The following is a 16,883-nucleotide window of genomic DNA, read 5'->3' on the forward strand; positions in this document are numbered from 1 at the left end:
ATTAGAGTCAAACTGTTTCTCTCGATTGAAAACAATAGGCTTGCTCGTACCTGTACTCTGATCTCGTTAGCCGTATACTAATTCCAAAAGGAAAAAAATCTTATTATTGCTTAATTCTTAAAATTTTCCAAAACATCCAGGACGTTCTGATAATTTACTTCTGTCCCGAAGCAGCCGTCTTTTTCCATAGGAATACCGTAGCTTACAACTCCCTTACCTTTAAGCGCACGCATGACCTTATTAATTTCGTAATCACAGGCGATCATAAGGACACCGTCGGCAGCTTCCATTTTAAGAATGTTTTTTACGTAGGAAGAACCTGTAACAATGAATAATTTATACCCATATTTTTCAGCATCTTTTTTCAACTGAGTAAAGACGCATTTCCCGCAGGATTTACACTGTATCCCGGTTTGAGTAGAATAAGCCGGGCAGTCAAGACTCCGCATGCAGTGTGGAGCCAGGAGAATCCTATTTTTTGTTTTTGCAAAATCAGACTTATAGGCTCGGTTTTTCAGAGATGCCATCCACTTATCCAGAATTCGCGTATCGGAAAATTTTAGGAAAAGGTGCCTTAGAGGCAAATAAAAATAATCTAGTATATTTGCAAAAAAACCTGCAAGGTAGACATTTCCTGTGAGGCTCCTTTTACTGACAACCAGAGCTATGCCAGAAAGAATAAGGGATAAAACGATAAAAATGAAAAGAGCTTCCCCAATAATATTATACATTGCACATCTCCATTTTTTGAATTATTTCCTCAACATTTGCTTCAGTATTAAAGCATCCGTCCCTTAAAAGAAGAACACCCTGTACGGGAATAAACGAGACAGCCTGCATATTCTCGGAAAGCTCGTTATAGCAGGCTACACCAAGGCAGGCTTCAGGTTTGTATTCGTTAAAGATCTTTTTGACAAAACTTCCTCCAGGTATTACAAAAACCTGGAAGTTGCACCTATCAGCAGCCTCGGAGATTCTTGAAATATCACATAGCCCGCAACGCTTGCACTCATACCCGTGGATTGGATCGCACCTGGCTTTACAGTTCGGATGGCGCAAGCACTGAGGAAGAAGCAGGATTTTCTTGTCTTTAACATGCCGGAAATCATCATACGCAACAGCGTTTCGGACATCAATAAGGATATCGTCAACAAGGGTTTCCCTTATCCTGAAAGCTTTGCAGATCCATTTTGCAGGAGAATAGAAAAGATAAAGTGTAAACAGCACGAACTCCGGAAAAATTATCCTGCGTTTTTTAACGGAATATGCCCCTATGAGCAGGGCGATTCCTGTTCCTGCAAGAACAAATAGAACCAGATATATGAATATTTTTCCAAGATATTCGTAAGGAATATGCATGTTCAAGGGGAGGTAAGTATCGGTATTTAAGTTTTGCTATTATATAATAGTGAACTGCTTTTCCCTAAAACTCTCGCTTGAATGCTCAAGTTTTGTGCTGTATCCTAAAATAATTTTATAGATCCAAAATTATTTTAAAGTTTGATATGTGATAAAGCTGCAAACGGCACAAAAAGTTAAATGTTGAGTAAGTTTAAGCTTCATTTTGGTAATGTAGAATGATTCTGTAATATGAAACAAATTCGAAGTTGGAGAAGTTGAAATGAAATAGTGGGTCAACTGTATATACGATAGATTATTGCAATAACAGAAACTAAAAAAGCGAAATAATTTTGGGATAAAAACATAAGGACTGATGAAAAATAACGCCATAAAATAGTAAAGTCTTTACAGCATAATTAATAACTTTTTATATTATTGTGTTTTGCAGGATTTTTGGTATTCCATCCTTGTTTTAGTATATTTTGCTCCTGAATTTCTAAAGCATAATCTGTCAATACGATCCCATACAACAACCCGTAAATATTTAGCATAAGAAAAAGGATAATTCACCCAAAAAATCAACTTCTTGAAAAGTGAGAGATTTCTATAGTCCTCTACCCACATAGATTCGCTTAGAAATCCTCTCCAGACAACAGATTTTTGCATATGTTTCCATCGCTTGAACATATGACCTATTATGAATAAGAAGGTACAAGTGATTGCAAATAGTCTTTTAGTCATATTTTTCACCTTAAAAAACTCAAACCTATAGTCACGCCTGTAATTGTTGCAACAAAAATTTCATTGTATCTCATTTGAGCAGTTGCATTATTTAGCCTCGTGACTATTATAATAGGTTAACAGGAAAATGCATTAAAACACATTTCTTATAGATTGTATCTTAACCAAATACAAATGAATATCTTTTCAAATTATACTTTCTTTCTTCCCATTTTCTTTCGTACATACCGTAAAACTCCATAAGAACAACCCAACAGAAGCATAATCTTAAAGGGTTTCTCACCTGCTTTGAGGAGTTCTTCGATTTTTTCATGATCGTATTTTGGTTTCTGACCTCTCTTTTTTGGAGGAGATTGGTGACTCATTAAAATTTCACCTCTTTATATAATTTACTGTACTTTCAAGTTTACGAGGGCTGGTTATTTTATAGGTCCAACTGTAACTGAAAAAATTCCTTAGCTTTCATAGACGCGACAGAACCTTAAGAAAGTTGAAAAAATCACTTAGCAGCCCCGTATTATCCATCTCCACAATATAAGCATATTATGTCAAAAATATAAAAGCCTTTCATATTAATATTAATTTAAACTATTAATATTTCGTGTATCTTTTAAGTAAGTAGAAGTAAAAATCAAAGTTTCGTTGGCGCAACTTTCTGCAAGTAATGTGGTATGTTCGCATCTTCTTTCTAAATTCCGTTATAGGAACTATAGCCCTAAATAATTTAATTGGAGCAGAAGTTAATACCGAAAATGGAATTGAGAAATTATATTATCATCAATGGTTACCTAGGAATTTTTCCATCTCTGCAGCAAGCTAGCGGTGTATTCGACTGAAATAAATGACAGCAAAATCGGATTCAAGCAAAAAATTGTTTGAAGTAAAAAATCTCAGATTAATTATGGCTCTTTTGTGTAGAATTTACTTAAACTGAAAAAAAGTAACATTAAGCCGTTATCTAAATTTTACGTTTATAATGAGCTTAGGGTAAGGAAAAGTTGAAAAAAGATGAGAGGATTAAACCCCCATTTTCTCATCTAACTTTGGTTTTTGCTTTTTTACTTTCTTTTATACAGGATTACTGCAAACAGGCTAGCTATTCCGTAATATATTTCAAAACTTGGTATTCTCGGAATTTCTTTTTGTTCAGTTTGTGGTTCTTTGTTCGTTGTGTTATTAATTGTTTCAGGGTCGTCAATATTTATTTTAATTGTTTCAGGGTTGTCAGCATTTATTTTAATTGTTTCAGGGTCATCAATATTTATTTTCGTTACAGTTTCTTCAGATAATGGTTTCGCTGTACCCGTTATTGCAAATGATGAGAAACCTGAAGTTTTGGCTTTGAAATTCAGGTATTTGTCATCTTCTCCTGAAAGATTTGCTGGAAATTGCTCCCATTTTTTATCGTTGTATCTGTTAAGAGTGATAGATGATTTGTCGATATTTTTGTCCTTTACCCAGGATTTTTCAACCTTGAAACACACGATTGGATTTTCTATGTTCTTTGAGGTCGCAATTCCACCATTTCCTACCCAGACATTAAAGGATTTGTAGACTTCACCATCGGGCAGTATGGAAACCAGAGAAGATTTCCCTTTGAGCTGTTCAGCAATAGTTGTGGTCTTCCCAAAGGTTTTCTTTGCATCAAAACTCACATACACAACACAGGTTGCATTCTTTGAGAAATTGAACTTTACAGATTTTCCATTTATAACAGCAGCTTGTGAAAGTTCCTTTACCTGGACATTACTTTGAAGCTCCGGAGAACCGCCTCCACCTCCTCCACTTCCTCCACCACTAGAGCTGCTATGGCCACTTCCACTACCATCATCGCTTGAGCTGTTTTCTTCAAACACGGTTATTGTAGCAGTTTTTGAGGCAGTATTATTTCCATTGCCTGCTGTCAGGTTAACAATATAGGTTCCTGCTGCATAGTAAATATGCAATGGGTTTTTCTCAGTTGAAGTAGTTCCATCTCCAAAGTTCCAATTCCTTAATATTGCGTGCTGCGACAAGTCGGTGAACTGGACTGAGAGAGGGGCATATCCACTCGTGACGCTGGTGCTGAAGTCTGCTACGGGATCTAATTGAAACACTTTCCAGATGTTAGAATAATTTCTTTCGTATCCCAAAGCCCAGAACCCTACTCCACCTAGATTTTCGGATTTTGCATATTGATATTTTAATCTAAGTGATTCATCGTCATCGTACCATACTTGATGCCATGTATCACCAGCTTTATAAAAATACCAGGGAGTGTTGGAATCCGAGTCCCAAATTCTGCCATAAATCTGAGAATTATTAATAGCATCTTCTATATGTATGGCCTGTTCATTGGTTATGTTTGCTCCTGGTTGATTGGAATCGGTCGAATAATCATAACCATAAAATGGCAAACCTAATATTATTTGATTTTTATTAAAATATTTTGATGTTTCGTTTACTGAATCGATCGCATCATATTGTATTGGACTGTCATATGGCGAATTGGGAGCCGTGGTTCTACGATTACAATAATCATAACTCATTAGAAAAACGGAATCTACATATTTTTTAAGATTTGCATTTTTGAAGGTCGCAGCATGTTTTATACCCCAGGGAGTATCTATAGAAATATGATAAGCGGGATTCTCAGTTTTTAATGTTGTATAAAGATTCGCCATTAAATTTTCAAATAGAGGAGCATTTGAAGTTCCTGTGATACTGTTTATATCGGTCGGCGTTTCCAGGTCTAAATTTACTCCGTCTGCACCGTACATTTGTAACGAATTTGAGATATTGTTTATGAAATCTGTTTGGTGGTTTGCAATTACACTGTCCATTGCATATGGATCACTTGAGTATATACACAGTGTTATTTTTACTCCATGTTGGTGCGCCTGGTCCCTAACTGCATAATAGTGACTCATATTTCCTGGGTCCGTAATTGTACCATCACTGTTTAAAGTCCATTCAGAATATGAAACATGAGTTAGGGTATCCCAATCTGGTTGATAGGATTCAAGGTAAGGCCAGTTGGGCCAGAAACCATATACTATAGTACTGTTAGGCGTAGCGAAATCTGCCACTGGTTCTTGTTGGGGAGCTATAGTAATACAATTCGGTTTCGTCACCTTACTATTGCCTGCTTCATTTGCTACTGTTAAAGTAACGTTATACATCCCTGGATTCGTAAAAGTTTGGGTTGCGTTCGTGGATTGCTTTGGATTGGCGCCACCCACGAAATCCCAGTACCAGGAGGTTGGCGTTCCACCAGTATCGGTAGTTAATCGCTCACCTTGCGTGAGTCGAGTTTCTGTTCCAGCCGATGCCACACATGAGCCGAGAATTAGAAAAAATAAGATTGATGTTGTTAAAGGCATTGAATTCAATTTTTTCTTATTTGTCATCTATTTTCCTTCTCCACCCAACATTTAAAAAATATAGCTAATGATTACATTCTCATATTTTTTAATCCTTTCCTTCTAATTTTAACCTGTATTGGCTGGTACTCAAAGTATGACTATAATTTAAAGTATCAAAAAACACAACAGCTCATTCACATAAAAACAATCAGTAACTAACAGTTGAAAAAATTAAATGCATTTACGATGGGAAAAAGTTGCTTTAATCAAAGTTGTGCTGGCGCTCCCCACTGCAAGCAATGAATTATGTTCGCGCCCCCGCTCTAAATTCCGTAAAAGGAAATAATAACCCTAAATAATTTAGTTTGAACAGAAGTTAATAACCGAAAATGGAATTGAGAACTTATTAAGATCAAACATTTAAGCTTTGATCAGTATGGAGCTATTTTAACCGTCAATGGCAAAACCGGAATGATAAGAGTAAGGGTAATTTTTTCGGTTCCTTACCTGGCTTCCTGGCTGGATATTCACCCACAAAAAGATAATCCGGATGCTTATCTATGGATTCTTATTAGGGGAAAGTGTAACGGCAAACCTATGCAGTACTCTGCTTTTCGAAAGCTCATAGGTATGCTTACGGAAAAAGCTGGAATTAAAAAGAGAGTCTATAATCATCTCTTCCGGCATTCCAGAAGTACAGAACTTGCCCAACATTTGACTGAATCTCAAATGGAAGCTCATTTAGGATGGGTTCATGGTTCAGATATGCCCAGTGTCTATGTTCATCTTTCCGGGAAACAGGTAGATGATGCTATGCTCCGGATCTATGGCATGACGAAAAAAGAAGACATGATCCCGGAACTTACCAGTAAGACCTGCCCAATATGTGAAAAGATCAACAGTCCTACATCTAAATTTTGCTCAAGGTGCGGACGTATTCTTGATTTAGCTGTAGCTCTTGAACTTGAGGAACTGGAAAATAAGATACCTGAGCTTATGGAAGTACTCTTGAGAAGCCCTGAGGCGGTAGGAATTATGCAAAAAATGTATGCGAAGAAGGTCGCAGAAAAAAAGAATAAAGGTGAGGCTTTGGACTGAGAGTACAATGCCCTTTATACGGCATAGCACCCTCAGTTTAAATCTCTATTAAAGCTTTATTTCTGAAATAAAGCTCTAATATTCTTTATTTTACCAAAGGTTTATATATTAGACTAAACATAGAGATGTACACTTAATTAAGGAGGTAATTTATGCGAGAAGGAATGTTAAGACCTGAAATTAAAAGAAGTACTCATGACAAAATTGCAGATTATGCACAAGAGCATGGTTTGAAGATTTGGAAAGCATACGATGAAGCTGTAAAGGATCTAAAAGAAAAAGAAGAAATTAATAAGAAAGTGGCCTGTTAAGCGGCAATTCCGAGAAAAGCGGCTTAACAGAACTACTTAACTAGCCATTAAGTAATGTAACGTTTATTTTTATAAACGTTTTCATTAAGCTGTTTTTCTTTTCAATTGCTGTTTTTGGCCTTCATGAGAGGCAGAAATATGTTAAAAAATAGCTTCAGTACCGGTAGGTCTTGATAAAATTTAAGGGAGTCGGGAATAATGGCAACTGAAATGACTTTAAGAGATCGATTTTTTGTAGGGAATATATTAAGATATCTAATTTTTTCTAAGTAATTTCGGTCCATTTGATTACGATTTTGATGAGAAAACGAGCGAAAATTATATTCCCACTCAACAGGGAATATATTAAATATGTATTTTTTATAATGAAGTCTATCGCATTTGAAAACAAATTAATTTTCAACTTATTGAATATACAGTTTTCGTAAACTTGAAGATTACACTAAAGCCTAGAAGATACTTAAGGAAGTAAACAATTATTTCCCTTCAGTTTTGGCCTGCATAAAGCTTTTACTGTTCTAATTTAATCATTGAGTTTTTGAAAGCTATGTAAAGAATTTGGGAATCAATTTATAGTACTTTTGGCATTGAGGCACTTGTAGTTGAAAATTACCATCCTCTTGATAAGATCTCTATATATCCCCCACAAAACATTGGAGTTAAGGTATAAATCAATACAAGTATTGACTTAATGGATTTTACTTTGTGTTACTTTTAAATTTTATAATAATACAAAATATGACATCAATCGAGTACCCATATATAAAGTTTTTAGCCAAATCATCCAACTGACAATGGTCAAGGACTAGTTTCAGATTCAAAATTAGTTCGAAAATCGAATTGTTTGAAAATTTACACAGAAAACTTATAAAGAAGTAAGTAAGAGGAATTTATGGAGTTTAAAAGTATTTTCCAGCTATCACCCAAACTCCATAAAATACGCTCTAAGAGGCAGTGATCATGTTAGCTTTGCGTGTATTTAAGCTTGTCTGATTCTACCTCTTGGGTGCTAAACAGGAGGAAAAATATGGTTAAGAACAAAATTAAGATAAGCATACTTCTTTTGACAATGTTGGTTGGTATTGCATTGATACCAGGTAAGTGCACAGACAGAGGATAATTACTCTGTAACTGCTGAGGAAGCCTTTAAGCATGCTAATGCAAATATGATAGACTTTATCGCAACTAACACATCAGGATTTGAAAACTGGACAGGAGCATCTATTGATTCCAAACCACTGGAGCTCTACGATCCAACTGGTCAAAAGTTGTATTATCAATTTTCTGTATATAAAAATAAAACCCTGATAGGTATAATCGACATTGCTGCAGATAAAAGGCTTGGGCAAACAGTCCAACTTGTTTTATTTGAGCCAAAACCTTTTGATGCCACTACAGCTATGAATAAATCAAGAGAAATCGCTAAATTCGCGAGTGGAGTTCCAGGTCATGTTCGAATGTGTCGTGGATACAAAATAAGTGGTTCGAATGAATATTTGCGTATAGGTAATCCTAATCCCATATATTTCTGTGTACCTTATTGGGAGGCATTCGGTTCTGAAATTGAACGTATATATGTGAGGAGTTAAAACTCCTCATTTTTTCGGTGATTGATGTGAATAAAATTAGCAAAGTAATTGTTGTTTTTATTGCTCTTCTAACCTTCTTAGCACTGATGATGCAATCTCAAGAAGTTAAAACACCTGGTTTATTTATTCAATTTGAAAATGAAACTAGTGAGGCGGAAGTTAAAGCCATTCTTGAAAATTACGACATACCCGTGAATTATACCATAGACTATAATTCTAATATTGGGCGAGGAATGTACTACATAGAAGTTGATGAAGATAAAATATATGAATTAAGGAAAGATGAAAACTGGACTTCTGTAGTTGAAATCAAAAAAGGAAATTATAACATAATTATGTTATCTGAAGAATTTGGTCCAGATGAAAATGTTCTCGCAATGGTGGAAAAAAATAACCTTCAGTTGAAAAAGGCTGTTATGTGTTATATCCAGTTTGGAGATGGATCAGCGCCCTGGGTTGTTGGAGAGAATTATATTCTGGAGAGGTATGCAATCAGGATAAAAAATGAACTCGAAACAAATGAGAAAGTTTTGATTGTAGGTCTGGATGATATTGTGGGGTAATACTCCAAGTCACTGGAGATTGGTAACCTATTGTTTAGAGTATCAACTAAATTTTAGGTACTTAAAAACACCAAGCTTTCGACTCTGTAGAAATCCTTAGTTTTATAAAATTATTTTTACAGCTTTTTTGTTTATACACTAACATTTTCTTTCTTTTCCTTACTCTTAAAGATACGATTGATTCTACTCCTATTTCTTCTCGAATTAGAGCATGAATTTTTTCATAATCTTGTCATTGAGAACCTTTAGCATCTTCTTGGTGACTGCTAATTAGTGCAGGGATGTGTTAAATGCCATCTTTAGATATTTTCTTCCTATTTCGTTTTTCTGTTTCCCCATTTTTTTTCATTCTCTAAAAATATTTATGTTTCTAATATACACAGGTTTTGTAACAAAACCTGTGCAATTTCATCTATTTTTCTCTCTTTCCGCTTTATTTCTCTCTTAAATCTTCCAAAATACACATGTTTTAACATAACATATGTACTCATGTGATAGATGATTTTTTTGAAAATTATTTTTTCATCAACTTCTTTGACGATCTTCCCGGCAGTTTCCCTTTCTTACAGAACCTGACTCTCTCCCAAGAAGGCCTTTATCCCTCAACCAACCCATGAAAAGCCCAGAGAAAGGAGATATAAGTCATAAGAAGGCAAAAACATAAGCAGCTTATTCAGCAACAGGGTGGATTAGGGCAGCGGGGCACACAAAATAGTACTACTATGAGTTTTACGACCGCTAAAACTGAGATCGACAATTACAGACCGTTTTTCACTATGATTACAAGTCCAAATCATTTTCGAGTTTGTTATGGATACGGTGATACTGTTATTGGATCATATCACATCTATATTAATGATCCATAGCTTGTTGGATCTGGTTCCCGAAAGGTGGAAGTCAATGGTGCTCAAGAAAGAAAACGTATATATGTGAAGCCTTAAAATTTCTAAGAGAAGTTCGATAAATTTCTGGTTTCAGTGATTGTTTATATCTTATACAGACAGCAAACTATGGGTTTATCGAATCATCTTCACTTTTCAGGTGTTGATATGAGCAAAATCAATAAAGAAATTATTTTTTTTATTATTTTTTTATTCTCGTGATGATTGCTGGACAATTTATAAAAGCTCCAGTTAATTCACAAACTCAGTATTCCAATTCCCAAGTAGGTGGTCTGTATATTCAATTTAAGATGGAATTTCTGAGTCAGAAGTAAAAGCCATTCTTCAAGACTATGACATGACTCGGAACTATAGAATGGAATATGACACTAATACTATGGGTGAAAGATATTACATAATGGTAGACAAAGATAATTGTAGCGGCATCAAACGCGAACTTGTAAACGAGATGAAAGAAGATAAAAAAGATTGGACTATATCTTCTCCTGCTCAAGTTATCAGAAAAGGAGATTATTACATTCTTCCGGTCTCTGAACAAGCAACCCAGGACATTCGACATAGATACAAGCAATATACTATTTGGTGTTCTGATCCTTAATACCTTGCCCCGGGGAAGGAGGCGAGAAAAATGTATATTAAAACCGTTAGTCCTGACTCTGGACAAGTTCTGTATCTGAATGTAGAAGTTAATGTATTAGAGAAATAGCATTTTAGAGAAAGGCAAGAAATTCTCACATATATTGTCAAAAACATAAAGGTCACAGAAACCTTAACATTAGAGGACTTCGCAGAGTACATTAAAAGGATACTGTTATCTGCAGGCAAGTTGCCTGAAAACCCTGAAAAGACCTTAATGGATTCCTTTGGGATCTCAAAAGAAGCAATACCCGAATTAGTTGAATATATGTTCCCTTCGAGAGTAAAAAATCGATTATAAAATACGAAATGAGGGAAATTGACTTTTGATAAGGATATCCTTATAAGCCAATAAACCCTAAAAAAGTAGGGCATTATACTGATAGACTTAAGCCTCGGGCGGGATTTGAACCCGCGACCTCGTCCTTACCAAGGACGCGCTATACCCCTAAGCCACCAAGGCACTGATGCTAAAAGAGCATCTCCAAAATATCACAGCAGAGATATAAAGGTTTCGACTGAAAGCAGAAATAGGTGGGATTTTCTCCCGGACTGCTACAAAATTTGCAAGTTTGCCATAAAATAAATCGAAAAATTGCTTCGAAAAAGCTATTATATTCCAATTTTGTTATTTGGTTCGTCTTTTCCTGATATTTTCTTTATAAGCTCCAGCGCTCATCGATAGGGAAGCGCTCGTTAATCCACATAAGGACGTGGTTATTGTGGACTATCTTGTAGGAACGGGAAAGAACAGGTATGCCGTCGAAGGTGTTTTGTCTTTCCAGGATTTCAAGTTCGGTCATGTCGCGCCTGGTCTCAAGGTTATGACTGCGCAGGATCCGGCCGATCGGGATGTCCGCACGCATGAGCTGTTCCTTCATGGTTTCAGGCATGCGTTCCAGAGGAGAAAGAGACCTTGCATGGACAAAAGTTGTGTTCCCTGCAGAGAGCCTGACTACCCTCTCGTTTACCTCACTGCCCTCTTCCACGCATAGAAGGGCAGCAATTGTTTTGTCAGCCTTAACGGTATACTGAGACTCAGTTATTACACTTACCGTTTTTCGGGTCATTATTTCCAGCAGGAAGGTCACTGAGCCGTCGGTTCCGCAGCAGACCCGCAGGCAGGTGGGAATCTCAAAGCTCTTCAGTTTTTCCAGAAAATCGTCACTCAGAAAGATACCTCCAGATAGGGGGTGTCAGGTAGAAAAAATTTCAAAATAAGATTAAGTCGTCAGGAGTTTTACTCCCCACTGACTTCTTTCTTGGCATTTTTTATTCGTTCTTTTGCTGTGTAGCCGGTAGCCTTATACAGGAAATCCCGGAAGGACTTATTGGTCTGGATGACAGTTTCATCATCGGTTACTGCGTTATCGGAAACGGTGTCCACAGAGAGTTTTTTATTCTCAATCCAGACTTTAATCTCTGACAGAGCTCCATAGGAAGTTTCAAGGACTCCTTCGTTTCTGGAGATCTCCCCGGAAAAACATTCCGTCATTACAGAATAAATCCTGTCAATATCAGGCTTAAAACCGCGCTTCAATTTATACTGCTGCATTGCTATCCTCTTATAAGAGAGTTTCATCTCAGATAAAGTTTGCTCAGAATCGGTTTGCTTAGAACCTTTTTCCTCACATTCCCTTACGTTTTTCTATATTTCTTTAAATTGCAGTATGCTTACTTACGTTCCGGTTCATAATAAGTAAAGGAGATGTTATTATTTTTTTAAGTTGTACCTCTAATACTTTAACTCTGCTCGTATTTAACATTGGTTATTATTTGATATGGGATTGAATTATTTCTCAGATATTCTTTGCACGGAAGTCAAGAATACGGTTTTCTCTACTTTCGCCCTCAAGTTCTCACTACCATCAAGTTCTCACTAATCATATAGAGTCGTGGCTTAGCTTCATGAATTATAATACAATTTTATAAGTTAATGGTTATATAATTTGAATTTAAAATATTCAGGCCATAACAGATAATGCCCATGAGAATCAATCATAAATATGATTATACCTATCATAAGTTGATACAAAAAGATCTGATTAACTACCTGAGATATCTCAACGTTCAATATCGTAATTTTTAGTTTGATTTACTTTATTCATTACTTTAACAATGTTCATTACTTTATCAATGAACGAACAAAAATCCTTTCCGCTTGACTACGCCTGCTTCTTTTGATTGAAGCTGATCGAAACTGATAGAAGCTGCAAACAGAAAAATGGAAGGAAAATAAAAAGGAAAAATAAGAAGGTGACCCCAGGATGCACAAGACACTTAATCTGGAAGAGTTAATTGCCTCAAAGCAACTTGAAAAGGAAAAAGAAAAAGAATGCGGGGATCTGAATCTTGAAGAACTGTATGACCTAATAATCCCTCCGGGCACGGTTGTGTCTATTATTTACGATATTGTTGAAGAGTTTGGGCTTGAACCTGTTACCAGAAAGATGTTTGTAGGTATAGCAAACAGTGAAGAAAGAGAACTCCTGGTTCTCCGTGGCTCTCTGGAAAAGGTGCAGGCTGCTGAAAAATTCCTCTATGACGAAATGAAATCCTGGGTAGAAAACCAGTGACCATTTAAACTCTCTCAATTCGGCTAGATTTTATAAATACGTTTTTTCAATCCGACTAGGTTTTACAAATAATTCAATAAGTATTTTCAATCCGGTTAAATTTCTTCGGGCAAATGGCCTGGGGAACATAAAATCCCGGATTGAAATAAACAATGAAAATTAATCTTTTTTGACGAAAATGTGGAGATGTAACCTTCAAAATATTAACCTTCAAAATATTAAACTTTAAAATATATAAAATGTTAAAATATAAGGCCAGGAAAGTTCCTATTATTCGGAACAAATACCTGTAATGCTTTCCCTTGAAAAATCAAATACAGTAACTCTACCTGTTTTATCATAAATATCGAGTTTTAATCCTGCCTCGATTTTTCCGATAATAGCGGCTGTAAGCCCAGCCTCTTCAAAGACTTTTCTGCATTCTTCGGCCTTTTCAGGATCTGCAGTAAACACATAGCCTGTTCCAGGGTGCACTTTTAGCCACTGCTCAAAATCCACGTTTTCGGGCCTTGGGACTTTTTCAAGGTCTATGGCTGCACCGACTCTGCTTGTTTCACAGAGCATACCAAGTGTTCCTATAATCCCGGGGTTGCTTATGTCTTTTCCTGCTGTAGCAAGTTTTCGTTTTGCAATTTCCTGGGTTACAAGATAGCTCTTCCTGAGCAATGCTGGCTCTTTAAAAGACGTTGTATCCCAGCTATAAGGGGAATTTGGTCCTATTTTTCCGTCCATATCGTAAGCTGCAATAACCAGGTTTCCGGGACGGGCAGTGTCGCTCCGGATTACACAATCTTTCTTCACTATCCCAATAATAGCAACGGAAATGGAGTTATAATCAGTATCAGGATGGACATGACCACCTACAAGCGGGACCCCGAATTTTCGGACCCCTTCAGCCAGGCCTTCCATGAGTTCCTTACAGGCTGTTTCAGAACTTGAAGAAGCAATATCTACCATAGCAAGAGGCTTTCCTCCCATTGCTGCGATATCGTTTACATTGACGACTACAGCTCCATAGCCTGCCCACCAGGGACTGGCATCCAGCAGCCTTCCCCAGATTCCATCTGCTGCAAAGAGGATAACGTCATCTCCTCCGATGTCGATAACTGCCGCATCGTCTCCAAAATCAACGATCGCGTTCTGATACTCAGGACGAACGGCTTCGAAAACTGAAACGATGTCCTCAATCTGTTTTTTTCGGGTAACCCCTTCGAAGTTCTTTATCCCTTCTGCGAGCTCTTCCAGGTTCAATGTCAGGCTTCCTTTTGTTTTTGAATTTATACGAGTATTTCAGTAGTATAGATACAAATATTAACAGTACAATTGCGAATAATCAGTGTATAAATGAGTATTTCAGTAGTATAAATACGAATAATCTATAGTATAAACACGAGTATTTAAGCAGTGTAAATACGAGTAATCAATAGTACAAATATGAGAACATGTCGGTAATACATTACTATATTAGTACAATTATTTAGTACGCTATCGATGAGCTTAGATATTACGAAACTTCTCTTATGAAAGAATCCTGAGATATTTTCGCGGGTACCTATTCTTTTATCCTTTATCTTTTTTGTTCTTTGTTTCGTAGAGAAGAAGCGACAGCTTTTTATCAAGTAATTTAATCTTATTAAGGCAACTTAATATATGTTTAGATATATAAAAATCCTCTACTGTTTAAAAAGGAGTGAAAAAAATGGTAGCAAAAGTTAATGCCGATATCTGTACAGGCTGTGGAACTTGTGTAGACGAATGTCCAGCAGGTGCAATTTCTCTCAACGACGATGATATTGCAGTTGTGGATGAAAGTGAATGCCTTGACTGCGGTGCATGCGAAGATGCCTGCCCGAACAATGCAATCACGATCGAGTAATGTTTATAAACGCAATTAGGTACGTTTTTAAAATAAATCTGAGAAGCGGAGTAATCTTAACTCCGACTTTTCAGGTATTGATCCAGAATTCTTTTTTCAGGTTTTTAAGCCAGAACTCTTATTTGAACTCTTACTTGAATTCTTACTTAAAAACTTCTTTTAATCCCAAGCTAATAATTACTCATGCTACTGGAGAGGTAATCCTTAAACTTGGAATTCCTGCTTTTTTCAAGCTTTCCGTTCATCGTTTTCCTTAAAGACTTCTCTTGCTTTTTCGATATCTTCTTTTGTCTGGATTTTTATGAGCTTTCTGCGTTCTTCGCTCATCTGCGACATGTCTTGAGAAAGAAGTCCATACGCATCAGCTCTACACTGCCTGCAGTGGCGCATCTGCAATACATAAGGTTCACACGCCTGTTGGGCAGCTTTTCTTTCTTCTGGGGTAGGCGGTTCAATGTTTGCAAAAGCTCCCTGGCTAATAAGGGGCATGATATTCATAATGTAGACCCCGAGTTCGTTGAGTTTTCTGGCAATCTCAACCACATGTTTATCATTAATGCCCGGGACAAGTACGGTGTTTACCTTGACAACAATACCCGCATCAACAGCAGCTTTAACGCCTTCAAGCTGGTTCTTTATCTGGATTTTTGCGCCTTCGATTCCCTTATATACCTTTCCATGATAAACTACATGGTCCACGATTTTTGCCTGAATTTCAGGGTCGATCGCGTTTATTGTTACCGTTAATGTAGAAACTCCTACGCGCAGAATATCCTCCAGCTTTTCGGGAAGCATGAGTCCATTTGTACTCATGCAGAGTGTGAGTTCAGGAAACTCTTTTTTGATTAGTTCAAAGGTTTCAAAGGTCTCTTTATTAGCCAGAGGGTCACCCGGGCCTGCAATCCCAACAACCTTGATAAAGGGATAATCTGCTATGATCTGCCTTGTCTTCTCAAGGGCTTCCTGTGGAGTAAGAACCTTACTCGTAACCCCTGGTCGGCTCTCGTTTACGCAGTCAAATTCCCTGACGCAGAAATTACACTGGATATTGCATGAAGGAGCCACAGCCAGGTGAATTCTCCCGTACTTATGCTGGGCTTTCTTGTCGTAGCAGGGATGTTCGGCAATTTTTCTCAGGAGCCCTTCGTCAAATTCAGGGCGGTTTGTGTTATCTATAGGATTGTCTTCTGGCAAATGTGTTCTCCTCCGTTCAGAGTTTAGAAGTACAGCAGGACCTCAGTGCAGGGGGATTTCAGAATATCTAACCCAGTTTATGATGAACCCATTGATATACATTGTGAATTTATCTGGAATCTGGAGAATTTTTAGATGTTTCCTCCGAGTTCCTACAGTTTTAAATTTTAATTAGATATAAAATCCCTTTAATTATATAAAAGCTCAGTATGGTATGGTGGGCTTTAAGCGAATTTATATACCTTCTGTAGATTTTTTTCTCAAAAATCCCGGGTAAAATGGAACTATTAATTAAATGTTATCAGGATAAACATCGTCCGATCTGATCATTCCGAGAAATTATCCATTTCGCACCATTTGCCTTCTCCTTCCCATACCTTTACCTGAAGGGGAAAGCCAAATCTCTTCAGGAGTCGGGAGTGAATGTGCTGGCAGAGGTGCTCGGAACTTGGAAATTCGATGATTTCATTTAACAGGGTATGGTCATATTCTTTAAGGGTTTCCTTAATTCCCTTTTTCAGGTCGTAAAAGTCGATAACCATTCCATTTTCCCTGACTTCACCTTCTACCAGGACTTCAATTTTATAAGTGTGACCGTGTACTCTTCCGCATTTTCCATGCCCAGGAAGGTAATGGGCACTATCAATATAGTCAATAACTCCCAATCTCATTTTTGTCATCTGGTACACTCCGTTTTCAATAAATGTTTTTT

General features: G+C 36.9%; 16 protein-coding genes and 1 tRNA gene. 7 read left to right on the forward strand and 10 right to left on the reverse strand.

Annotated elements, in window-relative coordinates; translation table 11 throughout:
- Positions 1-110: 110 nt before the first annotated feature.
- The 4 genes from A9239_RS08450 to A9239_RS08465 form a co-directional block, all read right to left on the reverse strand.
- Positions 111-731 (reverse strand): DUF116 domain-containing protein, encoded by a 621-nt coding sequence (locus A9239_RS08450; RefSeq protein ID WP_048121543.1) that lies wholly within the window; start codon positions 729-731, stop codon positions 111-113.
- The gene (locus A9239_RS08455) at positions 724-1,359 is read right to left on the reverse strand and encodes a DUF116 domain-containing protein (protein WP_048121540.1); all 636 of its coding nucleotides are present in this window, start codon (positions 1,357-1,359) and stop codon (positions 724-726) included. Before A9239_RS08455 ends, A9239_RS08450 begins: the two co-directional genes overlap by 8 nt.
- A 914-nt stretch (positions 1,360-2,273) precedes the next feature.
- Positions 2,274-2,447: a hypothetical protein gene (locus tag A9239_RS19455; RefSeq protein WP_155396530.1), complete on the reverse strand. Its 174-nt coding sequence runs from the start codon at positions 2,445-2,447 to the stop codon at positions 2,274-2,276.
- Positions 2,448-3,140: 693 nt separating this feature from the next.
- Entirely contained in the window at positions 3,141-5,471 is a 2,331-nt protein-coding gene (locus A9239_RS08465) for a PGF-pre-PGF domain-containing protein (protein WP_069575262.1), read from the reverse strand.
- 399 nt (positions 5,472-5,870) lie between these two features.
- Between A9239_RS08465 and A9239_RS08470 the strand changes: the two genes are divergently transcribed.
- The 5 genes from A9239_RS08470 to A9239_RS20340 all read left to right on the forward strand — a co-directional run bounded on the left by A9239_RS08470 (position 5,871) and on the right by A9239_RS20340 (position 10,487).
- On the forward strand, positions 5,871-6,524 hold the full coding sequence (locus A9239_RS08470; protein ID WP_369815400.1) for a tyrosine-type recombinase/integrase: 654 nt from the start codon (positions 5,871-5,873) through the stop codon (positions 6,522-6,524).
- Between the two features lie 152 nt (positions 6,525-6,676).
- Entirely contained in the window at positions 6,677-6,835 is a 159-nt protein-coding gene (locus tag A9239_RS19460; RefSeq protein WP_155396529.1) for a hypothetical protein, read from the forward strand.
- A 1,166-nt stretch (positions 6,836-8,001) separates the two neighbouring features.
- Positions 8,002-8,424: a hypothetical protein gene (locus A9239_RS20920; RefSeq protein WP_052712913.1), complete on the forward strand. Its 423-nt coding sequence runs from the start codon at positions 8,002-8,004 to the stop codon at positions 8,422-8,424.
- A gap of 26 nt (positions 8,425-8,450) precedes the next feature.
- A complete protein-coding gene (locus tag A9239_RS08480) occupies positions 8,451-8,987 on the forward strand; it encodes a UPF0228 family protein (protein ID WP_048123515.1) in 537 nt (178 codons plus the stop codon).
- Positions 8,988-10,244: 1,257 nt separating this feature from the next.
- A complete protein-coding gene (locus A9239_RS20340; protein WP_052712912.1) occupies positions 10,245-10,487 on the forward strand; it encodes a UPF0228 family protein in 243 nt (80 codons plus the stop codon).
- A 429-nt stretch (positions 10,488-10,916) separates the two neighbouring features.
- On the opposite strand, the gene A9239_RS08490 is transcribed toward A9239_RS20340, so the two are convergent.
- The 3 genes from A9239_RS08490 to A9239_RS08500 all read right to left on the reverse strand — a co-directional run bounded on the left by A9239_RS08490 (position 10,917) and on the right by A9239_RS08500 (position 12,080).
- Positions 10,917-10,988 (reverse strand) — tRNA-Thr (locus A9239_RS08490).
- A gap of 196 nt (positions 10,989-11,184) precedes the next feature.
- Positions 11,185-11,703, reverse strand: a complete 519-nt coding sequence (locus tag A9239_RS08495; RefSeq protein WP_369815401.1) for a chorismate pyruvate-lyase family protein — start codon at positions 11,701-11,703, stop codon at positions 11,185-11,187.
- A gap of 62 nt (positions 11,704-11,765) precedes the next feature.
- Positions 11,766-12,080 carry a DUF5611 family protein gene (locus tag A9239_RS08500; protein ID WP_048121534.1) on the reverse strand — a complete coding sequence of 105 codons (315 nt, stop codon included), beginning with the start codon at positions 12,078-12,080 and terminating at the stop codon, positions 11,766-11,768.
- Between the two features lie 712 nt (positions 12,081-12,792).
- Here A9239_RS08500 and A9239_RS08505 point away from each other — a divergent pair.
- Positions 12,793-13,101, forward strand: a complete 309-nt coding sequence (locus A9239_RS08505; RefSeq protein WP_048121532.1) for a hypothetical protein — start codon at positions 12,793-12,795, stop codon at positions 13,099-13,101.
- Between the two features lie 270 nt (positions 13,102-13,371).
- Here A9239_RS08505 and A9239_RS08510 read toward each other — a convergent pair whose 3' ends face one another.
- Positions 13,372-14,352, reverse strand: a complete 981-nt coding sequence (locus tag A9239_RS08510) for a methanogenesis marker 2 protein (RefSeq protein WP_048121530.1) — start codon at positions 14,350-14,352, stop codon at positions 13,372-13,374.
- Positions 14,353-14,800: 448 nt separating this feature from the next.
- Here A9239_RS08510 and A9239_RS08515 point away from each other — a divergent pair, with 448 nt between their 5' ends.
- Complete coding sequence (locus tag A9239_RS08515) at positions 14,801-14,977, forward strand: 4Fe-4S binding protein (protein WP_048121528.1); 177 nt, start codon at positions 14,801-14,803, stop codon at positions 14,975-14,977.
- Between the two features lie 228 nt (positions 14,978-15,205).
- Here A9239_RS08515 and nifB read toward each other — a convergent pair whose 3' ends face one another.
- Both nifB and queD read right to left on the reverse strand, forming a co-directional pair.
- A complete protein-coding gene (gene nifB, locus A9239_RS08525) occupies positions 15,206-16,171 on the reverse strand; it encodes a nitrogenase cofactor biosynthesis protein NifB (protein WP_048121525.1) in 966 nt (321 codons plus the stop codon).
- 326 nt (positions 16,172-16,497) lie between these two features.
- Positions 16,498-16,851: a 6-carboxytetrahydropterin synthase QueD gene (gene queD, locus A9239_RS08530; RefSeq protein ID WP_048121523.1), complete on the reverse strand. Its 354-nt coding sequence runs from the start codon at positions 16,849-16,851 to the stop codon at positions 16,498-16,500.
- Positions 16,852-16,883: the final 32 nt, after the last annotated feature.

Origin of the sequence: Methanosarcina sp. A14, assembly GCF_001729375.1 — an archaeon.
Lineage (GTDB): Archaea > Halobacteriota > Methanosarcinia > Methanosarcinales > Methanosarcinaceae > Methanosarcina > Methanosarcina barkeri.

Coding starts and splice junctions, on each gene's coding strand:
- A9239_RS08450 (WP_048121543.1), bottom strand. CDS start 731: ATGTATAATATTATTGGGGAAGCTCTTTTCATTTTTATCGTTTTATCC.
- A9239_RS08455 (WP_048121540.1), bottom strand. CDS start 1,359: ATGCATATTCCTTACGAATATCTTGGAAAAATATTCATATATCTGGTT.
- A9239_RS19455 (WP_155396530.1), bottom strand. CDS start 2,447: ATGAGTCACCAATCTCCTCCAAAAAAGAGAGGTCAGAAACCAAAATAC.
- A9239_RS08465 (WP_069575262.1), bottom strand. CDS start 5,471: ATGACAAATAAGAAAAAATTGAATTCAATGCCTTTAACAACATCAATC.
- A9239_RS19460 (WP_155396529.1), top strand. CDS start 6,677: ATGCGAGAAGGAATGTTAAGACCTGAAATTAAAAGAAGTACTCATGAC.
- A9239_RS20920 (WP_052712913.1), top strand. CDS start 8,002: ATGATAGACTTTATCGCAACTAACACATCAGGATTTGAAAACTGGACA.
- A9239_RS20340 (WP_052712912.1), top strand. CDS start 10,245: ATGGAATATGACACTAATACTATGGGTGAAAGATATTACATAATGGTA.
- A9239_RS08500 (WP_048121534.1), bottom strand. CDS start 12,080: ATGCAGCAGTATAAATTGAAGCGCGGTTTTAAGCCTGATATTGACAGG.
- A9239_RS08505 (WP_048121532.1), top strand. CDS start 12,793: ATGCACAAGACACTTAATCTGGAAGAGTTAATTGCCTCAAAGCAACTT.
- A9239_RS08515 (WP_048121528.1), top strand. CDS start 14,801: ATGGTAGCAAAAGTTAATGCCGATATCTGTACAGGCTGTGGAACTTGT.
- queD (WP_048121523.1), bottom strand. CDS start 16,851: ATGACAAAAATGAGATTGGGAGTTATTGACTATATTGATAGTGCCCAT.